The 20,938-nt window shown below is 46.6% G+C and carries 25 protein-coding genes; 7 read left to right on the forward strand and 18 right to left on the reverse strand.

Translation table 11 applies throughout. The annotated features are described in order from the left end of the window. Positions 1-181: 181 nt before the first annotated feature. From VN447_RS02685 to VN447_RS02725, 9 genes are all read right to left on the reverse strand, one after another. The gene (locus tag VN447_RS02685) at positions 182-325 is read right to left on the reverse strand and encodes a hypothetical protein (protein WP_325522548.1); all 144 of its coding nucleotides are present in this window, start codon (positions 323-325) and stop codon (positions 182-184) included. Positions 326-565: 240 nt separating this feature from the next. After that, entirely contained in the window at positions 566-718 is a 153-nt protein-coding gene (locus tag VN447_RS02690) for a hypothetical protein (protein WP_325522550.1), read from the reverse strand. 123 nt (positions 719-841) lie between these two features. After that, a complete protein-coding gene (locus tag VN447_RS02695; RefSeq protein WP_325522552.1) occupies positions 842-1,327 on the reverse strand; it encodes a DoxX family protein in 486 nt (161 codons plus the stop codon). Between the two features lie 138 nt (positions 1,328-1,465). Next, on the reverse strand, positions 1,466-2,350 hold the full coding sequence (locus VN447_RS02700; protein ID WP_325522554.1) for a LysR substrate-binding domain-containing protein: 885 nt from the start codon (positions 2,348-2,350) through the stop codon (positions 1,466-1,468). Between the two features lie 561 nt (positions 2,351-2,911). Next, positions 2,912-3,511: a manganese catalase family protein gene (locus tag VN447_RS02705; RefSeq protein WP_325522556.1), complete on the reverse strand. Its 600-nt coding sequence runs from the start codon at positions 3,509-3,511 to the stop codon at positions 2,912-2,914. 24 nt (positions 3,512-3,535) lie between these two features. Then, complete coding sequence (locus VN447_RS02710) at positions 3,536-3,793, reverse strand: spore coat protein CotJB (RefSeq protein ID WP_325522558.1); 258 nt, start codon at positions 3,791-3,793, stop codon at positions 3,536-3,538. Between the two features lie 23 nt (positions 3,794-3,816). Beyond that, positions 3,817-4,272: a spore coat associated protein CotJA gene (locus tag VN447_RS02715; protein ID WP_325522560.1), complete on the reverse strand. Its 456-nt coding sequence runs from the start codon at positions 4,270-4,272 to the stop codon at positions 3,817-3,819. Between the two features lie 118 nt (positions 4,273-4,390). Continuing rightward, a complete protein-coding gene (locus tag VN447_RS02720; protein WP_325522562.1) occupies positions 4,391-4,666 on the reverse strand; it encodes a PspC domain-containing protein in 276 nt (91 codons plus the stop codon). 163 nt (positions 4,667-4,829) lie between these two features. Beyond that, positions 4,830-6,035, reverse strand: a complete 1,206-nt coding sequence (locus VN447_RS02725; RefSeq protein ID WP_325522564.1) for a putative peptidoglycan glycosyltransferase FtsW — start codon at positions 6,033-6,035, stop codon at positions 4,830-4,832. Between the two features lie 131 nt (positions 6,036-6,166). Here VN447_RS02725 and VN447_RS02730 point away from each other — a divergent pair, with 131 nt between their 5' ends. Continuing rightward, positions 6,167-7,093: a hypothetical protein gene (locus VN447_RS02730; RefSeq protein WP_325522566.1), complete on the forward strand. Its 927-nt coding sequence runs from the start codon at positions 6,167-6,169 to the stop codon at positions 7,091-7,093. A gap of 62 nt (positions 7,094-7,155) precedes the next feature. Here VN447_RS02730 and VN447_RS02735 read toward each other — a convergent pair whose 3' ends face one another. The 7 genes from VN447_RS02735 to VN447_RS02765 all read right to left on the reverse strand — a co-directional run bounded on the left by VN447_RS02735 (position 7,156) and on the right by VN447_RS02765 (position 17,927). After that, positions 7,156-8,391, reverse strand: a complete 1,236-nt coding sequence (locus VN447_RS02735) for a DUF2935 domain-containing protein (RefSeq protein WP_325522568.1) — start codon at positions 8,389-8,391, stop codon at positions 7,156-7,158. 69 nt (positions 8,392-8,460) lie between these two features. Beyond that, on the reverse strand, positions 8,461-9,111 hold the full coding sequence (trmB, locus tag VN447_RS02740) for a tRNA (guanosine(46)-N7)-methyltransferase TrmB (RefSeq protein ID WP_325522570.1): 651 nt from the start codon (positions 9,109-9,111) through the stop codon (positions 8,461-8,463). Between the two features lie 12 nt (positions 9,112-9,123). After that, on the reverse strand, positions 9,124-11,037 hold the full coding sequence (locus tag VN447_RS02745) for a sigma-54-dependent Fis family transcriptional regulator (RefSeq protein WP_325522572.1): 1,914 nt from the start codon (positions 11,035-11,037) through the stop codon (positions 9,124-9,126). Between the two features lie 190 nt (positions 11,038-11,227). Next, positions 11,228-13,024, reverse strand: a complete 1,797-nt coding sequence (locus tag VN447_RS02750) for a heme NO-binding domain-containing protein (protein WP_325522574.1) — start codon at positions 13,022-13,024, stop codon at positions 11,228-11,230. 98 nt (positions 13,025-13,122) lie between these two features. Further along, positions 13,123-16,203 carry an efflux RND transporter permease subunit gene (locus VN447_RS02755; protein WP_325522576.1) on the reverse strand — a complete coding sequence of 1,027 codons (3,081 nt, stop codon included), beginning with the start codon at positions 16,201-16,203 and terminating at the stop codon, positions 13,123-13,125. After that, positions 16,200-17,303, reverse strand: a complete 1,104-nt coding sequence (locus VN447_RS02760) for an efflux RND transporter periplasmic adaptor subunit (protein WP_325522578.1) — start codon at positions 17,301-17,303, stop codon at positions 16,200-16,202. The genes VN447_RS02755 and VN447_RS02760 overlap by 4 nt, the downstream gene beginning before the upstream one ends. A 24-nt stretch (positions 17,304-17,327) precedes the next feature. After that, positions 17,328-17,927, reverse strand: coding sequence for a TetR/AcrR family transcriptional regulator (locus VN447_RS02765; RefSeq protein WP_325522580.1), 600 nt, complete (start codon positions 17,925-17,927; stop codon positions 17,328-17,330). Positions 17,928-18,100: 173 nt separating this feature from the next. Between VN447_RS02765 and VN447_RS02770 the strand changes: the two genes are divergently transcribed. Together VN447_RS02770 and VN447_RS02775 are read left to right on the forward strand one after the other, a co-directional pair. Next, the gene (locus VN447_RS02770; RefSeq protein ID WP_325522582.1) at positions 18,101-18,724 is read left to right on the forward strand and encodes a nitrite reductase; all 624 of its coding nucleotides are present in this window, start codon (positions 18,101-18,103) and stop codon (positions 18,722-18,724) included. A gap of 28 nt (positions 18,725-18,752) precedes the next feature. Next, positions 18,753-18,914, forward strand: coding sequence for a hypothetical protein (locus VN447_RS02775; RefSeq protein ID WP_325522584.1), 162 nt, complete (start codon positions 18,753-18,755; stop codon positions 18,912-18,914). 50 nt (positions 18,915-18,964) lie between these two features. Here VN447_RS02775 and VN447_RS02780 read toward each other — a convergent pair whose 3' ends face one another. Both VN447_RS02780 and VN447_RS02785 read right to left on the reverse strand, forming a co-directional pair. After that, entirely contained in the window at positions 18,965-19,195 is a 231-nt protein-coding gene (locus VN447_RS02780; protein ID WP_325522586.1) for a hypothetical protein, read from the reverse strand. A gap of 147 nt (positions 19,196-19,342) precedes the next feature. Beyond that, on the reverse strand, positions 19,343-19,507 hold the full coding sequence (locus VN447_RS02785) for a hypothetical protein (RefSeq protein WP_325522588.1): 165 nt from the start codon (positions 19,505-19,507) through the stop codon (positions 19,343-19,345). A gap of 163 nt (positions 19,508-19,670) precedes the next feature. On the opposite strand from VN447_RS02785, the gene VN447_RS02790 reads away from it, so the two are divergent. The 4 genes from VN447_RS02790 (at position 19,671) to VN447_RS02805 (ending at position 20,884) form a co-directional block, all read left to right on the forward strand. Continuing rightward, the gene (locus VN447_RS02790) at positions 19,671-19,817 is read left to right on the forward strand and encodes a hypothetical protein (protein WP_325522590.1); all 147 of its coding nucleotides are present in this window, start codon (positions 19,671-19,673) and stop codon (positions 19,815-19,817) included. A gap of 38 nt (positions 19,818-19,855) precedes the next feature. Continuing rightward, complete coding sequence (locus tag VN447_RS02795; RefSeq protein ID WP_325522592.1) at positions 19,856-19,978, forward strand: hypothetical protein; 123 nt, start codon at positions 19,856-19,858, stop codon at positions 19,976-19,978. A gap of 107 nt (positions 19,979-20,085) precedes the next feature. After that, entirely contained in the window at positions 20,086-20,229 is a 144-nt protein-coding gene (locus VN447_RS02800) for a hypothetical protein (protein ID WP_325522594.1), read from the forward strand. Positions 20,230-20,362: 133 nt separating this feature from the next. Further along, complete coding sequence (locus VN447_RS02805) at positions 20,363-20,884, forward strand: hypothetical protein (protein ID WP_325522595.1); 522 nt, start codon at positions 20,363-20,365, stop codon at positions 20,882-20,884. Positions 20,885-20,938 lie beyond the last annotated feature (54 nt).

Raw genomic sequence — 20,938 nt, forward strand, 5'->3', positions numbered from 1 at the left:
TCGACGAACCGCTTCCAATTCTGTTTTGCATCAAAAAAGATCTGCCATAAGATGTTCTTCTTCATGCCTCCGTATTTCCGCAAACCCGCGCCATTTCTCCTGCCGTAGCCTCTCTAAACTTATAAATTCTGATACATTAAAAAAACCGCCCGTCCCGAAGGGCAGGCAGCTTAAAATCGAATTAACTATGATCGATTTTTTCCAGTCTATCCGCAATACGTTTTAACGACTTAGCTATGCTATACAGTAAGTATAATCCACCACCTACTACAACTACATGGAGCACACTGAAAACAGCTATGCCGTAAGGAAAATGACCGTACATCTGAACAACCTCCCCCGCGCTTAATTAACTTAAAGAGTATTTATATCAACAGAGAGGCTTTTCGCCTCCCTACATTTTTCACATCAACAGCCTATATCTCTATAATAAACACCAATTTTTAGAATTTATTTAGAACAAAATAAATAGCCCCCGGTTTCCCGCGGGCTAGCTAACCAAACTACACCTACTTTCTTTCCAAGGCGTTCTCAATCCGTTGCAGCGCTTTATTTATGCAGTCCATCAACGCCTATCGCTCCGTTTACTATTGTCTTTTTCGGTGTGTCCGATATCAGAATGACTAAGAATTTTTTCGTTATTAACCGAAATCTCTGATACTACTTGATTTTTGGCAGGTATACCCTTGGAAGCTTTTAAGTCTCGATTCTCTGTCATGTGCTCACCTCCACTCACTATAGGTTTAGCTAAACTTTGACCGTTTATAAATAAAAAAACCGTACCCCGAAGGACACGGCTAAAAATCCAATCTTTTCGGCTTTCTGGACAATTTGATTAAAGTTAACTTACGGAACTAGCTTCTGTTAGTTGAGTCGTGGACTCAGCTTTCGAGTTGATGAATCCTAAGTAATAGTCCAAACTATACCTGCCAGGGCCAACAAATAATGCCCCTAAGAAGCTAAATCCATCTTCTAGTGATTGCGCCGCTTTCATTAAACCTTTTCCTTCTAACATCTGACTTACAAAAGCGATCCCCATATTACCAATAAGTAAAAAACTAACCGGCCTATAGAATAGTCCTAGGGCAAAAAACAACCCTCCAAAGAATTCTGTTGACCCCGCTAGCAACCCCCAAAAAGCAGGGGCAAAATGTATCCCTAATGTGCCCATAGCAGATCCGACTTCAAGCCACTTATGCTCTCCACCGATTATTTTGGGAAAACCATGCCACATGAACATACAACCTATTCCTAATCTGAATATAAGAAGGCCATAATCACGACGAGTAGAAAAAAGTTGATTTATGAATATTAGAATATTTTTCACAAGTGCATCCTTCTTTCCTAGTATAGTAAGATTGCAATCTTGTAACTAATATAGACCACAAACAACCGCTCGTCCAATACATTTTTCGACATAACTTGATATAAAAAACATATCAAGAAGATCTAAAAATAAACGCCTCTACTCCCCCCGCATAAGCTGACTAATGGTATCGAGAAAATTAGTAACAACCGCATTGTTTTCATCTTTTCTAAATGCTGCATGGAGTTCAATACCTAAAGTGCCCGGTGATAATTTTAAGCATACAGTGCCATGTGTAATAACCTGCGTACTGGATTCAGGGAGAAGAGCTATACCCGCCCCACCTGCGACCAATGTACTTACAGTTAACCGCATGACATCATGACGAGTTATTTTAGGTACAAATCCTTCATTTTGACAAACTTCCATAATATATTCTGCTAATGGTCCTGATTCCCGACGCGGAATTACAAAAATCTCGTTTTTAAGAGCACTAAGAGGAATCTCTTTATAAATGGCCAACTGGTGACTTTCCGGTAAAATAACGATCAATGGGTCCGTTAAAACGTATTGGTGCTCTAACCCAGAAAGCCGTTTTGGCGGATGAATTAATCCAATATCAATTGTACCTTCTTTTAGAGAAGCTACTTGTTGATCTGTTGACATCTCGGACAAAATAATTTCAACAAAAGGATACTTATCATGAAACCTCTTCATTACTTCTGATAACAAGCGAAAACTAGCCGTTTCCCCATAGCTTACACGAATTTCCCCATATTCCCCACGGGATGCCTTTTTTACAATGCTTATAGCATTCTCTGTCTGTTTTAATATTTTTTTTGCTTCGGGAAGCAATGTTCGTCCAACAAAAGTCAACTTCACTTCTTTATGAGTACGCTCAAAAAGTTTGGCACCTAACTCTTCTTCAAACTTTTGTATCTGTTGACTTAGGGGCGGTTGAGACATATTAAGCCTCTTAGCTGCTTTCCCAAAATGCAATTCTTCCGCTAGCATGACGAAATATATAAGATTACGAAACTCCATAGCTCCTCCAAGTACTTGTCATTAAAATATTATAGATAAATCCTACATTTACTTTACGATTTTTGAAGCGAGTCTGAAGTTCTCTTTGAAAGTTTATGATTCAGGAAAAACCTTTAAGAGTATCCTCTGTAAATCCCCCCGCTAGCCTTCACCTCGGCAAAGCGAGAAAGCACTGACTTTCTTCTTCCTGTGAAAAACCAATAAGTCTTTTTATAGCGGTTTTCTTATACTAGGAAAATGGTTGAACCGTTTTCATCTCAAACAGTATAGGTAGCTCTTGTCTATTGTAGCAAGTTAGCATTTTTGTGTCAAAAAACGATTTTTCCCTAAAAGAATCCCCATATAGCTTGAGTAGCACTAGCTCCTCCACCTCCCAAGTCTGGTACGGATCGTGTCGCAGTTGCATTTCTTCATTTCCAGCGACTAAATTGCCTCCTGCGCCCCCTTAAGTAGTTTTTGTCTAGCGGTTCAAAAAATATTAGCCCCCTGACATTTCTGTCAGGGGGCTAATAGCCTACACAATAATACAATACAGATATATATCTGTATTACTTAGTTCACTTACTCGCACCCACACTTATGCCCGTTCCATGCATGCTTACTCTTGCACATCCACTCCTGCACATCATTCAAGGTCTCGCCAAAGCGCTGGAAGTGGACAACTTCGCGTTGCCACAGAAAGCGCAGAGTATCCTTAACACAAGGGTCCTCGGTGCAGGCGATTAAATGCTCATATGTTACCCTCGCCTTTTGCTCGGCTGCCATATTCTCGGTCAAGTCGGCAATCGGATCGCCCAGGCAGGCGATATAAGAGGCACACCACGGTACACCGTTGGCGTCTGTCCAAAAAAGCCCATGATTATGCTGAACATACTGACCTTCCCACCCAGCTGCCTTGAAGTCTTCGCAAGTAGCGCCATCAACAAGCTTATATACTAAGGCAGCTATCATTTCCATATGGGCCAGTTCTTCTGTGCCTATATCTGTAAGAATAGCTTTCGCCTTATCAGTCGGCATACTATACCGTTGGTTCAAATATCGTAACGATGCACCCAGCTCGCCATCGGGACCACCGTACTGGGTTATAACCATTTTGGCAAATTTTACGTCCGGGCAGGTGACGCGCACGGGATGTTCAAGTTTCTTTTCATATATCCACATATCCACTGCTCCCCTATCACATAATTATAGTTCCCACGGCCAAGGGCCTTTGACCCATTGCCAGGGCTCTTGAGACATGCCGCCAAAACCAAAGTTCAGGAGCGGCCCAAATTCAGATTCATATCTTTCTTTATGCTTTTTCAGCATTTCTGCTGCACAGTTAAAATCATTAATTGCATCTCGATCACAGGGATGGGTATCAAGATAAAGATTAAGTTCGATAGCTACAAACTCCATCTCCTGAATTTTCCTAAGCATCGCTAGTTGTTTGTCATATTTCACTTACTCTACACCTCCACACTCATCTATTTCGGTATTTTGTAGACGCCCCAAAGTTCAGGGAACAGCGTACCCTTCATGAGCGCCTCAGACGGAGTAAACGCTTTTTCGTAATATTGCCACGGAACATACGAATGAGCCAGCATAATACAGTCCGGCATCATGCCGGCCATGCCTTTATCCATGCCCTTCATGCCTTTCATTTTTTTCATGCCCTTCTTGCTTCCCATGGGTTTGTCATAACCATTCATGTCGTCCATGTCGCACATGTCACCCATATCGCACATATCTTCCATGTCTTCCATGTCATCCATATCGCACATGTCTTCCATGTCATCCATGTCATCCATATCGCACATATCTTCCATGTCTTCCATATCATCCATCTCGCACATATCATCCATGTTGTGAAGGTCATCCTTCATTTTCATGGCTTTGCTTTTTCCAGGAGTATACATTTGATGCCTGATCTTTTTCCTCACAAAGAAATCCTCCTCTCAATTAACCTAGTGTATTTTATGTGAATCCAGCAGGAAACGTCACCCCACTGGCATAAAAAAAATCGGCAGGCCCGAAAGCCTACCGAATCTATTATAAACACTAAGAAACAGGCATAATTAAGAATGCCAGAATATACAGCGCAATCCCTGCCCCACGATACAACACAGACAGCGCCCATGCCAAACGGATTAATGTAACATCTAAGCCAGTATATGCGCTAAAACCGGCGCATACACCAAATATCATCCCATGCGGCTGGTCAAGCGCCAGATGGTGGTGGATGCCGACGGTCTCCGGTGTACCGGCTCCCTGAATAAACTGCCACACTGTCAAACCGCTGAAAAGGTATGCGCCTGCCCGGATTAACCAAATCATAAGAGAAGGCCTCCCTTTAGAAATTGCCTTCTAGCGCCCCTCTGCTTTGTACCGTATATGGCAGCATCTGGGCATTATAAGTCAATTTCAATTACTAATGAATGAATATAAATATCATTTCATTAGTAATTATTACCGTAAAGGGTGGCCTTTAAACACTAGATTAGGCGCCGGCCGGGCGTCCGTCCTTTTTGACCAGCTTCAGCTTTGAACGTGTAGGCGTTGGCGGCGCTTGACCTGGCGTAAAGGCTTTGGCGCTTGCCCGGCGGCCAATACTAATTAAGAGACCGATGGCAGCACAATTGATAATAAGGGAAGTACCACCAAAACTAATGAATGGAAGCGGTACACCAGTGACCGGGAACACGCCCGATACCATGGCAATATTTCCGACTGCCTGCCCTACAACTAGCGTTGTCACACCGGCTGCCAGCATAAAACCATAGCCGTCAGGGGCACGGCGGGCAATCTGCAATCCATACCAGGCCAAAGCGCCTAGCAGCACCAAGACGAGGACAGCCCCCACAAAACCCATTTCCTGGCACAATACTGCAAAAGCAAAGTCTGTATGCGCTTCAGGCAAATAGTGAAACTTGCTGGCTCCCATTCCTAGCCCAGAACCAAATACGCCGCCAGAGCCAATCGCCAAGAGCGACTGCACTGTCTGATAGCCTGACGTCTGCTGATAGGCCCAAGGATCAAGCCAGGCCCAAATCCGCTCAGCCCGGTAGGCAGCGGCATATACTAGATATATAGTCATACCTACGGCTGTCATGCCCAAATAGGTAAGTTCTTGTCGAGGAATACCTGCCAAAATATAAAGTACCAGACTCAAGCCGACAATAACGGCAGCTGTACCCATATCAGGCTGTTTAAGCACAAGCACACCCATAACCAGCGTTACCCCTATCGGCCAGGAGTACAGCGACACAGGCAGCCCCCGGTCAAGCCGCGCTCCTAAGTAAGCGGACGTGATCACAATGGCAGTGAGCTTGGCAATCTCGGAAGGCTGAAACTGAAAGCTGCCAAGCTTAAGCCAGCGTCTGGCACCGTTGGCATACTCTCCGCCAAAATGAACAGCCAGCAGCAAACTAATGGCCGCAAGTACTGTTATCAGTAACCAGCCACGGCTAATCTTGCGGTAATCTATTATAGCAGCTACTACCATAGCCACAAACCCTACACCAAAGGATAGCAGATGACGGGTTACAAAAAAGTAGCCATCGTGAAATAACTGCCCTCCCAGAACAAAGCTAGCGCTAAATACATTCAATGTACCAACTAAGAACAGGATTCCGGTAATAAAAAATACGGCTTCGGCCGGACTGACCCACAGCTTGGGGACCTTTCGGATCTTTTTCTCTCTCACGCGCTGGCGCTCCCTTCAAAAACACGTTAACCAAATGGCCGTCAGGCCATATTATATACTGAATAACTTCCAAGACTCAAAACTACGGATAAAAAAAGAGGTGATCGCATGGGGTAACGCCATATAAATTATTGGCTGTCGACGCTACCACCCATACTATAATTATTGCAGATGGCCCCAGCGGGGAAATTCTGACCGAACTGGCCTTTTCCCCCGAATTAAGTCCCACCGAACTTGCTGTAACCCCGGATTATACCAAAGCTTACCTGCCCTGTGCCAATACCAATGGTAAAAACGCGATTTTGGCAGTAAACTTAACCAGCTTGACGCTCTATAGCCTGCCAATGACGATTCCCTACCCTGCCCAGTTTGTCTTGCCGGAAACCAGCGCAACAACAGCCTACCTTGCCGAGCCTTGCGGCGCGCTGCACCGCCTGGACTTGATAACTATGTCCAGCCAGACCCTGGGAGCTCCTGCAGTTAAGGCGAGTTGCGTAGGGCTAGCGGCTGATACAGAAAGAATCTATACCGCTTGGGAGCACCATGCCGGCGGCACTGTCATGGAACTAGACACTAGTGGCAATATCTCCTGGGAGTATGATATTGCCGGTATTCCCACAAATATTATTCTCGCCGGCAGTCGCCTGATTGTGCCATTTACGAATACCGCTTTTACCGGTGAGGGTGTTGCCCTGTTTAATTTAAGCAAAAAACGCAAATCACCGGCGGTAGTGACCATTCAATGTCCCAGCTGCCCCAGCAGCCTTGCAGCTTATCCCTGTCATGCCGCTGTGGCAGCAGATAATCAGACCGCATACATCGTCAACGAAGATGGGGCCTCCATCTTTGTCATTAACCTCCACACGGCTCAGATTGTTGATCGACTGGCCATTGGCCGGTCGCTTTCCCGCTTGTACTTAATCCCGGACACCCAACTAGCTATTGGCACCAGTAATTTATTTGCCGATTTATGTCTGATTGATTTAGCCGGCGGTCCACTTCTGGCTGTTACAAATACTAAGCGGCAGCTTCTATCAAGCATTGCCATTCTCCCCTAATAATTCGCTATATATAGGCTAAACCCCTCCCGCGTAAGCGAGAGGGGTTATTTTTCAATATATTATACTTTTATCTTCCCTAACTGCCGCGGCCAGTTTTCGCCCCATTTAAATTTACCCTTTTTCTCGGTTTTAGGAGCAACAGCCGGCTTAGGTGAGACTGGGACTGGAACTTCTACCTCTGTATCCATTTCAGCCTTGATCTGATATTTTGCTTTCGTCTCAATATTTGTGGCTTCTTTTAAATTAACCGTTCCTCCTACAGAGACAGCGTCAGGCGGCATTTTCTCACGCTCAATACCGGGTGTGTAATCTAGTTCAATATCATCAATAGCCTCTTCTTCAAATACTTGGTCACGTTCGTCAAACTCCTCAACCTCAACACAATCAACGTCGTCGACATCTTCGACATCCTCTGCAATGTCGGCAACTTCCTCATCAGCAATTAGGCCGAATTTGCTGTGATGCTTAAATTTAGCATCAACACAGTCTTTTTCTATCTTGATTACGCCTTTATCAATCATAGCCAACACCAAGAGGAAGTGATCTGCTTCACGACGGACATGGTCGGCTAAAGCTGCCGGAATGGTACTTAGCATCCTATTTGTGATAATCATGTCATAGGCCGCTTGTTCAAAGTCCCGGAGCCGCATAGTAGCCACCCGGCTGTCCTGCAGGAAGCGGTCAAAAGCAGGCAACTCCATGGGCTTATGTTCAAAGAAGCTTACATAGTCCCTGCTCTGCATCGACAAGTCATCAAACTCGACTTCATAACCCTCGACAACACCTCGCAGACTGCGCTCAGATGGGTCCAGCCTGCAACCGATAAACTTAGTATGTTCGGCCATAATTCTTAGCCAAAAATCAGCTTCCAGGGCTTTAACCACAGCCAATTTCTTACCGGCTCGAATCTTCTCCAGAATGGCCATAAAATACTCGGCTTCGCGGATAATATGGTCAAAAAAGAGTGGCGGTAATGCGCTGCCCAGCTTATTGGTCAGCGATAAGCCTAGCAAGAGGGTTTTATACCTAATAAACTCTTTAAGGGACGCCATTGTATCAGTAATTAATTCAGCAAATTTTTTCTCGCTTAGAGATTTTTCAGCCCGCACACGCAAAGTCTTAAACTCCCGTTCAAAGGTGCTGGCTTCTTCAATCAAATCAGGCTTATCAAAGGGCAAACCGGTCTTAATAAAAAGAGCATGGTCTTCCATAATTTGCAGCCAAAACTTGACTTCTTCGATATCAAGCGGCGGCACCGGCGAAACATTGCCTGTACGAGACGAGTGACGCGGCATAGCAACACACTCCCAACAAAAACGGATTTTAGTGTATTGTATGCCGAGTATAGCGGTAATGTGTTCAGTTTATACCAGCATAAAGGTAGCCTCACAGCGACAGATAGGCTGCCCTAGCATGCTGAATCTGGTTTCATATTCGGTCATAATATTATCGGCAAAATCACTTTTGTGAAGATCATAGGTTATATTATCAAGCGTGAGACCAAATTGGCTAAACTGCTCTAATGAAAAATCAAACAACGGTCTGTTATCTGTTTTGAACCACAGCTGTCCGCCCGGCTTCAAAACAGTGCGATATTTCTCTAAAAAGCCGGCATGCGTCAGGCGCCGTTTGGCATGGCGGTTCTTGTGCCAAGGATCGCAGAAGTTAATGTACAGGCGGTCAATCTCCCCTGGTGCAAAAATAGTTAACAGATCATTTACATTAAACACCAGTAGGCGTACATTGCTCAACTCTTTTTCCCTGGCTTTCAGAGCCGCATTGTAAAGAACATCCTTTTGGGCTTCAATACCAATAAAATTGGCTTTATCCTGATATCGTTCACCCATGCCTGTGATGAAATTGCCCCTACCGGTACCTAGTTCTACATGCAGCGGCAGGTGATTGCCAAACAAGTCAGCCCACTTACCTTTGAGCTCTTCGCCAGGGTTCTGCAATACTATATTCTTAAAGCCTGTTAGCGCCTCAGCGATCCACGGCTTTTTTCTCAGTCGCAAACGGTCTCCTCCTTACTCCTTGTCCAAACCATATTTTTTTAAGTAACGATACAGTGTTACCCGGCTGACATCAAGCATATTGGCCAACCGGCTAATATTGCCCCCGGCTGCTTTCCAGGCTTCTACAAAGGCCTCTTTATCTTCCTTCCAGGCTTTACTTAGCCCCTGTTCACCAGGCATAGCAATATCGTTCGCCGTAATGGTATCACCAGTGGTACGGAAAAAAGCCTGCTCGATGACTCCCTGAAGCTGCTTAATATTACCAGGCCAATCATAACCCATGATGACGTCTGCTGCCTCAGGGGATAGCTGTTTAATCGGCAGACCATGCAAGGCTGCCAATTCCTCAACAATATGTGCGGCCAAACCGGGAACATCCTCCCGTCGTACCCTAAGCGGCGGTACCCGTACAACAGAACGGGAGATAAGTTCGTATAACCCGGCTGAAAACACGCCTTTTTCTACCAGTCGTTTAAGGTCAGTGTCGCAGGCTGCTATAATTCTAACATCGATAGGCCGGTGAACATTTTCTCCGGCGCGGGACAACTTGCCCCCTTCAAGCGCTTCAGCCAGCTTATCCTGCAGTACAGCAGAAAGCTTCTCAATCTCATCAAGAAACAGCGTGCCGCCGCTAGCCAACTCTAATTTACCCGGGCGCCCTTCCGCTTCGCTGCCCCCGCGTCCAAACAACTCCACTTCCAGGATTTCCGGCGGCAGATCGCCACATTTAACGGCAATCAAGGGGCCGGCTGCCCGCGAGCTGGCCTGATGAATACCATGCGCCAACCGCTGTTTGCCAGTGCCCGGCTCGCCTTGCAACAGGAAGTGGTAGTCATGTCTGGCCGTGCGGCTGGCTTTATCCTGCATAGTAGTAAATACCTGACTGGCTCCCACCATGCTTGACAAGCTGTAGCGGGCCGTATAACCTGCCGTATGTGCTACCAGTGTACGCAAATCTTCGATGGGCAGCGATACGGCGACAATACTCTCTACATCACCGTCATCTCCTGAAAGCGGCACAACAGTAGTAATATCCTCATAGGTTTTACGGGGGGTTATCCAGGTCACTTCCCTATTATAAGACGGTACGCCAAGAAATCCTTTATAAATCGGGGTATGCCGATAGTTTAAGAGCACATCGCTCAGGTTTGGCCCCTCCCCTTTATCCTCACTCCCAGGCGGTACAATTCCTGACAGACGGCTGTTTCCAAGCTTATTAGCGTAGGCTACCTCGCCTCCAGGCAGGATATGATATACAGCTAGCGGTACCGCGTCCAGGATGGTATGTTTGGCATTTAAGCTGGCTACCATTGTTAGATGCTGCTCCATTGCATATTTAATGCTGAGTACCATGGCTACCATGGCACTATAGGGCAATTCCTCCTGCTGAATAGACACCACGGTTATAACGAACTTCACTTGATTATCCACGATAATAGGAGCAGAGCAGGCGTCGCCATTCTGGCAGTCCTTAATCCACATCTCAGGACCAAACATGAGAAATGGAACTTTACTTCGGTGAGCAATGCCAACACTTGATGTACCAATATCTTCTTCCTGCATCCGGGCACCCTCAAGCTCGCCGGCTGTTTTTTGATAAAACGGCATTGCATAATTCTTTAGCACATATAAGTCCTGATCCATAAGCAACATGCTCAGGTTATACGTAGTAAAGTGTTCCTTGATCTCATCATAAAGACCATCAAGAAAGCTGATAGCAGGAGTATAGCGTTCACAGCGTTTGCTCAGTTCATCTCTTGACAGCTTCACATCAAGGCGGAATGTATCACGCTCTACCCCCAGGTCCTTGCTGCGCTGCCAGGACTCTCCGATCCAGGGATGGACGTTCGGATCAATAACTCCCTCATTAATAAATTTATCGTAATACTGCTCTAGTTTGGCTTTATTGCGGCGTTCACGAATCATTATGTACCTCCATACAATTCTATAAGAATAATATCACAAAAATACGGGTATTTCATTCTATTCTTTCCATTCAAACCTACTTAGAAACTTCAAGATGGTTAAGTTCCTCTGAGGAAATAACCGTGCAGGTGAGAGTAATATACACAGACGTAAGGCGGGGTTTTATCCCCGCCTGATGCTAGCTTGATGACTAAGTACGGTAGGTATTGATATCTTCACTGAAGTGCTGGATAACAGTCTTAAATTCAGTGATCTTTTCCATCATATCATGCAGCTTCTCGTTGTACACATGCACCGAGGCGCTAACTTCCTCACTAGCTGCTGAATTTTCTTCAGAAATAGCAGCCAATGACTCAATCTTTCCATATACTTGGTTAAGGCCGGTCATTTCCTGTTCAAGCTTGGTAATCATATCAACAATGTTTTCAGCTACCACGTCGATGTAGCCAACATTCTTGGCACTACCTGTCACAACCGCGTTCAGTTGGCGGCTTTCGGAGGCAAGGATGTCGAATTCATCCTCAATCATCCGGACAACGTTTCCAATAATATCCATGAGAACTTTTAAGTCACTTGAGATACTTTCAGAGTGATGATGAGACTGTTCAGCCAGCTTTCGGACTTCCTCGGCCACTACGGCAAAACCTCGGCCCTGCTCGCCGGCCCGGGCTGCCTCAATAGCGGCGTTAAGCGCCAAGAGGTTGGTTTGTCCGGCAATGGCGGCTACCATGCCGGTAATCTCATTAATTTTCGTAGCCTGTGTCTGCAGGTGTTCGGCTGAACGCTTGACTTCGGAAAACTTATCAAGGCTGTGTTCTAGTTTAGCGGTCGAAGACTGTACTTCGGCGAAGCCTTTATTGATTTCCTCCACCGCCGCTTCAAGCTGCTGTTTATTACGGCTTTGCTCAGTCACTACAGTACTCAACGTTTCAAGGTTGCCATTTAAGATGCCTACGGCGCTCGCTGTTTCCATGGCCTGGTTAGTAGCAGCGGTAGCGACATCATGCACTACCCCTGATATTTCGTCTGAGGTGTCTTTCATGCGTCCGGCCAGAACGTTAAAATCGTCGCCGTATTTATTCATCTCATCTGTAATGCCTTTAAACCCAATGAACTCGCTCTTAACCCGCAGCTTATACTGGGCAAGCATCTTTATTATCTCTTCAAACTCATCGCTTGACTCCAGCTTGGTCTCAGTGAAGTATTTACGCTCCTGAATACTGGCTATTTCCTCACGAATCATTGCAAATGGCCCAAGTAGTAGCGCAGCACCTCCGGCAGCCACCGCACCGTTTAATAATGCCGTCCACAGCGGTACAGCCACCCCCACTGCCGCCAGCAGCCCGTCTACTAATAGCGAAAGAGCGGTAACGGCTACGCCGATTTTAGCTGGAATGCTTTTTATCATGCCAAAAGATAGTAATTTATTAAGCCGGTAAACAGCGGTATGGGTAATCGGCTTAGGAAAAGTAATGGCCATCTTAAGATGCTCTGCCGAAGACTCAATGATCTCTGTCTTGATGTCTTCTTTAAAATAATCGGCAGCGCCCGCTAAGAGACCTTTCATATAGCCAAACATCCCTCGCTTGGAACGATAGCTCAAAACCGCTCCATACTCAGACACCGGATCTATCAGAAGCTCCGGCGGCTTGGCGCCTGGTATCCGTTTTACCATGACAACATGAACATCATACATAGATCTGAGGAAAGAGTACAGACTTTCCTGACGAAAGAAAGCAGGATAGGCCTGCGCGAAGGTCAGAACATTGTCTTTACCGATATTAAGCCAAATCTCATCCTGGCTTTTGCCTGTTCGTTCAGACAAGTAGGCGACAAAGGCTTTAGGCTTAGCATCCTCTACCTCTTCGGTTGGCAAGAACATTTTATCACTCTGCCAGCCAACATGCCGCATTGCGTCAGTGGTCAAGGCGTCGCCCCATACCTTACGGGCTGTATTGACCCATGTGCCAACTACAGTTCCTTTCATAATAACCACTCCGTATTTTTAAAATTACTCTCTGTTGACGAAAAGCATTGTACAATATTTACTCTTATTCTCGATTTGGGCTAAAATCCCTCTATTATTTACAAAGTTTGCACTTTTTTACCGCTTAATTTTAACCCAAGCCGCCGCTTTTTGAGATCATCAATGAGTGAGTAAACCACAGGTACAACTACCAGTGTCAGTATGGTCGAGGTGATCAGGCCGCCAATAATGGCGTGGGCCATAGGGGCGCGGGCTTCGGCCCCTGGTCCGATTCCGACCGCCAGCGGCAGCATACCAAATATCATGGCTGCTGTTGTCATCATGATTGGCCGCATCCTGATGACAGCGGCGTCTACCAGTGAGGCATCCCGGTCAGCGCCTTCGGCCTGTCGCTGTTTGGCAAAGTCAATGAGGAGAATTGCATTTTTGGTAACAAGACCCATAAGCATGACAATACCGATCATCGACATAATACTCAGATCGCTTTTCATAACCAGTAACCCTAAAATAGCGCCGATAATGGCCAGTGGCAGCGACAGCATAATAGCAAACGGATCGATGTAGCTCTCAAACTGAGCGGCCAACACAAAGAAGATAAACGCAACCGCCAGAAAGAGCGCCATCACCATACTGGTAAAGGTCTCGCCCATCCGTTCCGATTCGCCGATAGCCCCTGCGGTATAGCCTGTTGGCAATTGCATTTTCTTGATTTCGGTAAAGAAAGCTTTGTTGAATTCACCTAGCGAAGTTCCGTCAAGGTTTGCCGTCAAGCGGATTTCCCGCTGGCGGTCATACCGGTTAATCTGACTGGGACTCGTAGCATAGACAGACTCTGTTACCTGCGACAGCGGCACCATGACAGTCCGGTCATTCTTGTCTTTGTACTTGCTTGACAGGAAGATGCCTGACATATCTTCAATTGTGGCGCGGTTGTCCTCTCTTAGTCTAACTCTTACATCATATTGGTCATCACCGTCTTTGTACTGACTGACAGTCAAACCGTTAAACATGGTTCTAAGCGTATCGGCAATATACCCGGTGGACACGCCAAGATCGGCCGCGCGGTCGCGTTTGACATCAATCTGCAGGTCTGGCTTGCCTGGTTTATAGGTTGAAACAACGTCCACAGCGCCTTTGGTGTTTTCCATAATCCGCTGGGCCTCTTCTGCAATGCCATCCAGAACATCGAGTGATTCGCCGCGAATAACCAGCGCCACGGGCTTCTCTTCTTTTAAGCCGGCTTTCTGCAAGATACTTACTTTGACGCCAGGGATGGCGTTCAGTTTTGCGCGAACGTCTGTGAGGATTGCCGCCATTCCCCGCTGGCGGTCACGTTTGTCTGTTAGTTTAACAAACATCTCAATTGTATCAACATCAGCCGAACTGTACACCAGGACCACTTCCGGCAGGGTCTTAAGCTCAGCGGCCATACGGTCAGCCAAGGCCCCGCTGCCGGCTACACTGGTGCCTGGCTCAACATCAGCCATAATCATAAATTCGCCATTATCTGTACGTCCGACAAAGCTGGAGCCTAACAGCGGCGTAATCGCCAAACTGCCGATAAACAGAACCACGGCAGCAGCCACTACTTTTAGACGATGCCGTAAGGCTACCCTGAGGAATCCGCCATATAGGCCGGTCACGCGGTCAAAGCGCGTATTCCACCACGTGAGCGCCCGCCCCAGCAGGTTTTGCTGCTGACCATGGGCTACCTCAAGATAATTAGCGGCCAGCATAGGCGTTAACGTAAAGGCGATAAACAGCGATACCAGGACGGCAAATGCTACCGTGATGCCAAATTGCTTAAAGAACTGCCCGACAATGCCTGTCATCATACCCACAGGCACAAACACAGCAACAAGCGTGAGCGTGGTAGCTGTAACCGCCAGGCCAATTTCGGCTGTTCCCTCAAGCGCCGCCTGGTATTTGCTTTTACCCATCTCCATATGGCGCACTATATTTTCAATAACAACAATGGCATCGTCGATTAGCAGCCCTACGGCCAGCGACAGCGCTAATAGCGACATCGTGTTAATACTAAAGCCCAGAATTTTCATGGTAAAAAAAGTCGCGATAATAGAAGCAGGTATGGCAATGGCGGAAATAACGGTACTGCGCCAATTGCCAAGGAACACAAACACAATAACAACAGCCAGTGCACCGCCAAGCACCAGATTAAAGAGCACATCGCCGACAGATTCTTTAATATTGATCGAGCTATCCCGCACAACAGTCAGTTCTACTCCAGGCGGCAGCTCTTTCCTAAGTACTTCAACAGCCTTTTTCACATCGCCGGCGACTTTAACAGTATTAGTCCCAGACTGCTTCATTACGTCAAGACCAACGGCCTGTTTGCCGTTAACCTTGGTAATCTCGATAGGTTCTTCAGTAACATCGCGCACCGTAGCGACATGGCCGACATACAGCTGGATACCTTCCCGGCGGGCCAGCGGGGCGTTCAATAACTCGGTAGGAGCCTGCACATTACCCATTGTCCGCATACTGATTTCCCGTTCACCTTTGATCAGTTTGCCACCAGGCACTTCCATGTTTTCGGCCTTCAGGCTCTCAACAATTTCAGGAATCGTCAGGCCGTAGGCCGCCACCTTATCCTTATCAAGGTCAATATGTATCTCGCGCTCCAATTTACCCATGATTTCAATAGAGCCTACACCGTTAATAGTTTCCAGCCGGCGTTTGATGACATCATCAACCAGGCTGGTCATTTCCCTGATGCTCATATTTCCGGTAAGCGCGATTGAAACAATGGGGGACTCGGACGGATCAAAGCGCATAATGACCGGTTCGTCAGCATCCTGCGGCAGGTCGCCTCTGATGCGGCCAAGCTTGTCGCGCACATCCTGGGCTGCCGTTGCGGCTGATGTTTCCAATGTAAATTCAATAGTGGTAATCGATACCCCCTCACGGGCCGATGACATGATATGCTTAACCCCGGAGACCGAACTTATGGCTTCTTCCACCTTTTGGGTTATCTTACTGTCCACTTGCTCAGGGCTAGCACCCTTGTAAACTACCTTTACCGTAACAAATGGGAATTCCAAGTCCGGCCATTCGTCAATATTTAGGGATAGGTAGCTAACTAGCCCAAGGGTAATTAAGGCCAGGATAGTTACCGTGGCAAAAACCGGCCTTTTTAAACTAACGCTTGTAAGAATCATGGCTTACCAACCTGCACAGGATCGCCGTCTTTGAGCTTATTTACGTTGCTGGTAATGACCTGCTCTTTCTCGGCTAACCCACTTTTAATTTCAACAAAATCACCGATTACACTGCCTACTTCAACCTGCCGGCGGACAGCTTTGCCGTTTTCCAGCACATAAACATGATAGATGCCCTGCTTCTGGAAGATCGCCGCCTGCGGCACTGCCAGTACAGGAACCGGGTTGCCGGTGATAATGCTAACCTTAACAAACATGCCTGGTTTCAAAAGAGCTTGGCTGTTGTCAATTTTAATTTTAGTCCTGTACATCCGGTTGGCCACAACGGCAGCCGGATTGATAATCTCGATTTTTCCAGTAAATACCTTGTCCGGATAGGCATCAACAGTAATTTCAGCTGCCATGCCTTGCTTAACAACACCCAAATCCTTTTGTTCAACATTAACAACAGCATACACTTGATCAAGATTTTCCACCGACATAAGCGGCACGCCGGCCGCAACCACCTGGCCGATTACCGCCGCCCGGTTGGCGACAACCCCGCTCACAGGCGCGGTGACCGCTGCATAGGCCTGTTGCTGCTGAGCCGTGCTCAGCGCAGCCTGGGCACTCGATAAATCAGCCTCGGCCACTTTAAGCTTGGTTTCTATCCCGTCAAGGACCTGTTTGGAGATGGCACTCTGCGCATATAACGCCTGATAGCGCTTATAGTCTGTTGCCACATTGTCGTAGTTTGCCATGGCCCTCAGGACTGCATCATTGCCAGTACGAACGCCGTTACTAAGCTCTACGCTTTCGAGCCGGATCAAAGACTGCCCGGCAACTACCGGCTGACCGTCTTCCACCATAATTTGCTCTATACGTCCAGAGATCTTGGCGCTAATAACCGCCGAGGTTTCCCCCTCAACCGAACCAGTCAGGCTAAGCTTGGGAATCTTATTTACGCTTTGTGTGCTTGCAGCCGTTACGCTGGTTGCCTGCGTAGCCATCACTTGTTTTTGGGCATTGCCCGGAGTCAGTAGCCCAGTCTGAGCAGCCGCCGTCACGACAGCAGCTAATAGGATCGGCACAGCCCAGTATTTGAGTTTAAATCCCTTCATCCTCTTCCCTCCCTGCGAGCAATCTTATATGCCCGCCTGTGTTGTATTTTCGTTCCGGCAGGCCGCAGGCTTAGCCAGCACCCCGAATTGAAAAATATCATTAAGCGCCTTCAGCGCATCAGTAAATGTTAGGTTGTTTTCATCCAAAAACCGATAATCCAGAAAATCCGCACAGGTACTCAGCAGCATTTGTGCGGCCACACGCGCATTGATCGGACGGACATGGCCTGATGCGATTCCCTCTTCCAGGATGCGGGCAATCACGTGCGTCTTCGCCTGGCGAAACCGGGTAATTCGCTCCCACTCATCCGGCCGGGAGCGTTTGATGTCATCCAAAACCCAGTAGTTTATTTTGCCGAACAGTTTAGGTTCCAAGGTTACGATGGTTGTCAGCTTGCTAACGAAGTCCGCATTGTTATGCATGGCCTGGAAGCGCTGCTGCTCAACATCCGCCAGCGCAGCATCGATAATACTAGATATGAGTACATCTTTCGATGGATAATACTGATAGATGGTTTTTTTGCTGATACCTAGCCGGGCTGCTACACTATCGATGGTGAATTTTATGCCCCTTTCGTTCATTTCCTGGGCTGCAGCAAATAAAATTTGTTCTTTCAATAGCATTGCCTCGCTTTTCACTTATGTAAATTCGCAGGAAACTAATTTCGTTTCTGTAGTTTCCATATTTATCGTACCAGAAATATATGGGATTAGCAACCAATTATTTTACGTGAGATAAATCACCGCGCTAACCACCCATCAGTGCTATAATAAGCAAAAAAACGAGGGGGATACCGATGTCTCGACCCACCAATGTGCCGCTGGCACCACGGCTGCCGGCCGGCCTGGCCACACCTGCCCTGCTTCGCCAATTGGCCGCCATTGCCGAAAAGTACGACGGCTCAATAAAAATTTCCGGCAACACCATCCTCATATTAGGTTTAAATCCCGAAAACCGGGCTCAAGCATTAGCCGAGCTTGGCGGCAACAGCCAGTCCCTCTCCGCCAAGGCCGTACGCGGTGTAGCTGTCTGCGCCGGCAAGCCGCACTGTCCACGCGCTGTCCAGGATAGTACGGCGCTCGGTCTTGCACTTGATAATAAATTTTATGGCACAGAGCTGCCTGGCAAGCTGCGTATGGGTGTAAGCGGTTGTCCGAATTGCTGTGCGGAAAGTTTTGTCAAAGACATTGGCCTTTATGGCGTAGCACATGGTTATACCCTTGTCGTGGGCGGCAACTCCGGCCGTCAGGCTCAGCCCGGCCGTATTGTAGCTCAGAAAATTCCGCCTGAGGCAGTACTGCCTTGCGTCAACAAGATCCTTGATTATTATCGAACCTATGGACATGCTGGCGAACGCCTTGGACAAACAGTAAGCCGCCTCGGTTTCGAGGATTTTGCCGCATACATCGGGGTAGACTAACACCACCACGCAAGCAGGAGGTGATAGTTTGTCCAGCAAAGAAGATTGCAACATTTATAGCTTTTGGAATGGCAAGAATTTAAAAGGCAGCAACGAATACTTTGACTACCGCGGCAGCGGGGATGGTTGCAGCCAGTGCGAGTTCAAATGCGTAGAGGGCACCGAAACCGTCTGTGCTGATGACCTTTAAAAACAAAAAAATCCGCGCAAACGATGCGCGGATTTTTTATTCCCAGATTATTACCGGCCGCCAAGCAGCGAGGTTGTAATGATCACCGGCTCAAGCGGCTGAAAACGGGTGCTTTCCAGTGCCTGCAACTCATTGGTTAACTTGACAAGTTCCTCTTTAAGTACTGTTTTTGTATAACCAAATTCTTCAAGCCTATGCACCGCAGCATCAAGTTCATTGATTTTATCTACATACTCCTGGTGCATTCTAACGATTTCCAGGCCTGTTTTACTTTTCACCATACTCATCACCATTATTTATTAATTCTAGCTATATTATATCCTGATTAAAGACAGCTAACTCATACAAAATTGTGTCTCCAATTATTTACAATATTATGTAACCCAGCGACATCTGTTAATAATATATGGTTGATGATCTATTTGGCTCTAGACTCTGTTACCAGGAGCTTGGGCAGCGACCGCCAGCTCCCTTCTAAGTATTTCCTTAAAAGACGCACCATACTCAGATTTCTTTTTGGCGCCGTCCGTGGCACCACGATGGTTACGGTTACTAAGGTCGATACGCTGAATAGCCAATATTTTTGTCACCATCTTAACCGCCCTCCTTGGCGTAAGATAATTCCTTCTATCTATTTTATCGTATTATTCTGATATATTCTTAAGCGACCGGTTTTTTTATGGTTCTTCATCCATTTCTTACTTCGAGTTGCTCTTTTGCAGCTTGGTTACACTATCGAATGAGGAGGTGGTAAATATGTTTCAGAAAAAGAAACGCAAGTCGATGCTGGGCATGGATATGGACATGGATATGGATGTAACCTCGGTTCTTAAAGCTGTGGCTTTCGGCGCAGTTATTTACCAGGCTGCCAAATTCATGATTCACGAAATGACTGAAGACTAGTTCAACCCCTCCCAATATTCATTTAAGGAGGTGATACTATGTCTAAAAAACAAGAGCGTTGCAACAAAGATTGCAAGAGCAGCAAAGCTAGTGTAGAGTTCGGTAAGGAAATCTGCCCGAACGCAAAAGAAGGCAAAAAAGAAGAAAAAAGTTGCAAATAATATTACAGGGTGGAATAATCCACCCTTTTTATTTTGTTAAATAGTTGATTTAAAATTTGTGGTATATTTATCCAAAATTGGGAATACTAGAATTGGAGGTGAGTGGAATGGGTTTTAAAGATCTACCAGGCGGCTCAAGCGCCAAGCAAGGTCAATCCGCCGCTGACAAAACCACAGCTCAGCAAGCTCCGGCTTCTAGCGATGTCCTTCAAAAACAGGAATCTCTAACCAACACCAAACCTTCCCAATAAACCCCCTTATAATAACAGAGCGACTTATGCCGCTCTGTTATTATTTTCGTAAAAACAGGACTTATGGCCTTGTTTAGTCATAACCTAATATTGTACAATAATAGCATACTCAGTTCGGGGAGGAGATTCCACAATGATTAAAAAAACAGTTCTCTCAGCAGCAATGCTGCTGATGCTTGGTATACCTGTAGTTCAGCCCTATCCGGTGCAGGCTGCCGTATCGACTACCAGCGTCTCAGCTACTATATCCGATGATGGCTTTAGCCTCTCCGCCCTCAATATTAGATTTGCTGAAACACTATCAACCAGCTACCACATTTCCGTTACCGCTCAAGACATTGTTCGTCTTAAGGTTGAATACAATCTGGGCTACCGGGAAATTGGCATGATTTATACCACGTCTACACTGGCAAGCAAGCCGACTGATAAAATCATTGAGCTAAGACAGCAAAAAATGGGCTGGGGCGAGATTGCCAAACTATATGGTGTAAAAGTCGCAGACCTCAAACAACGCAATTATACTGTAATCGAAAAATCCAGAATTGTTGTCACTGAAGAACCCGAAGATTATGATTATGTTAAAGTATCCAAACATGAAAAAGAAGAAAAAGAGGAAAAACACACTGGTCACAGCAAAAGTCACGGTCACAAATAACCGTACATATCAGGTAAAACCTTGCAGCAAGCTAGCTGCAAGGTTTTTTTCATT

It is taken from the genome of Sporomusa sp. (assembly GCF_035561155.1).
In the GTDB taxonomy this organism is placed as follows: Bacteria; Bacillota; Negativicutes; order Sporomusales; family Sporomusaceae; genus Sporomusa.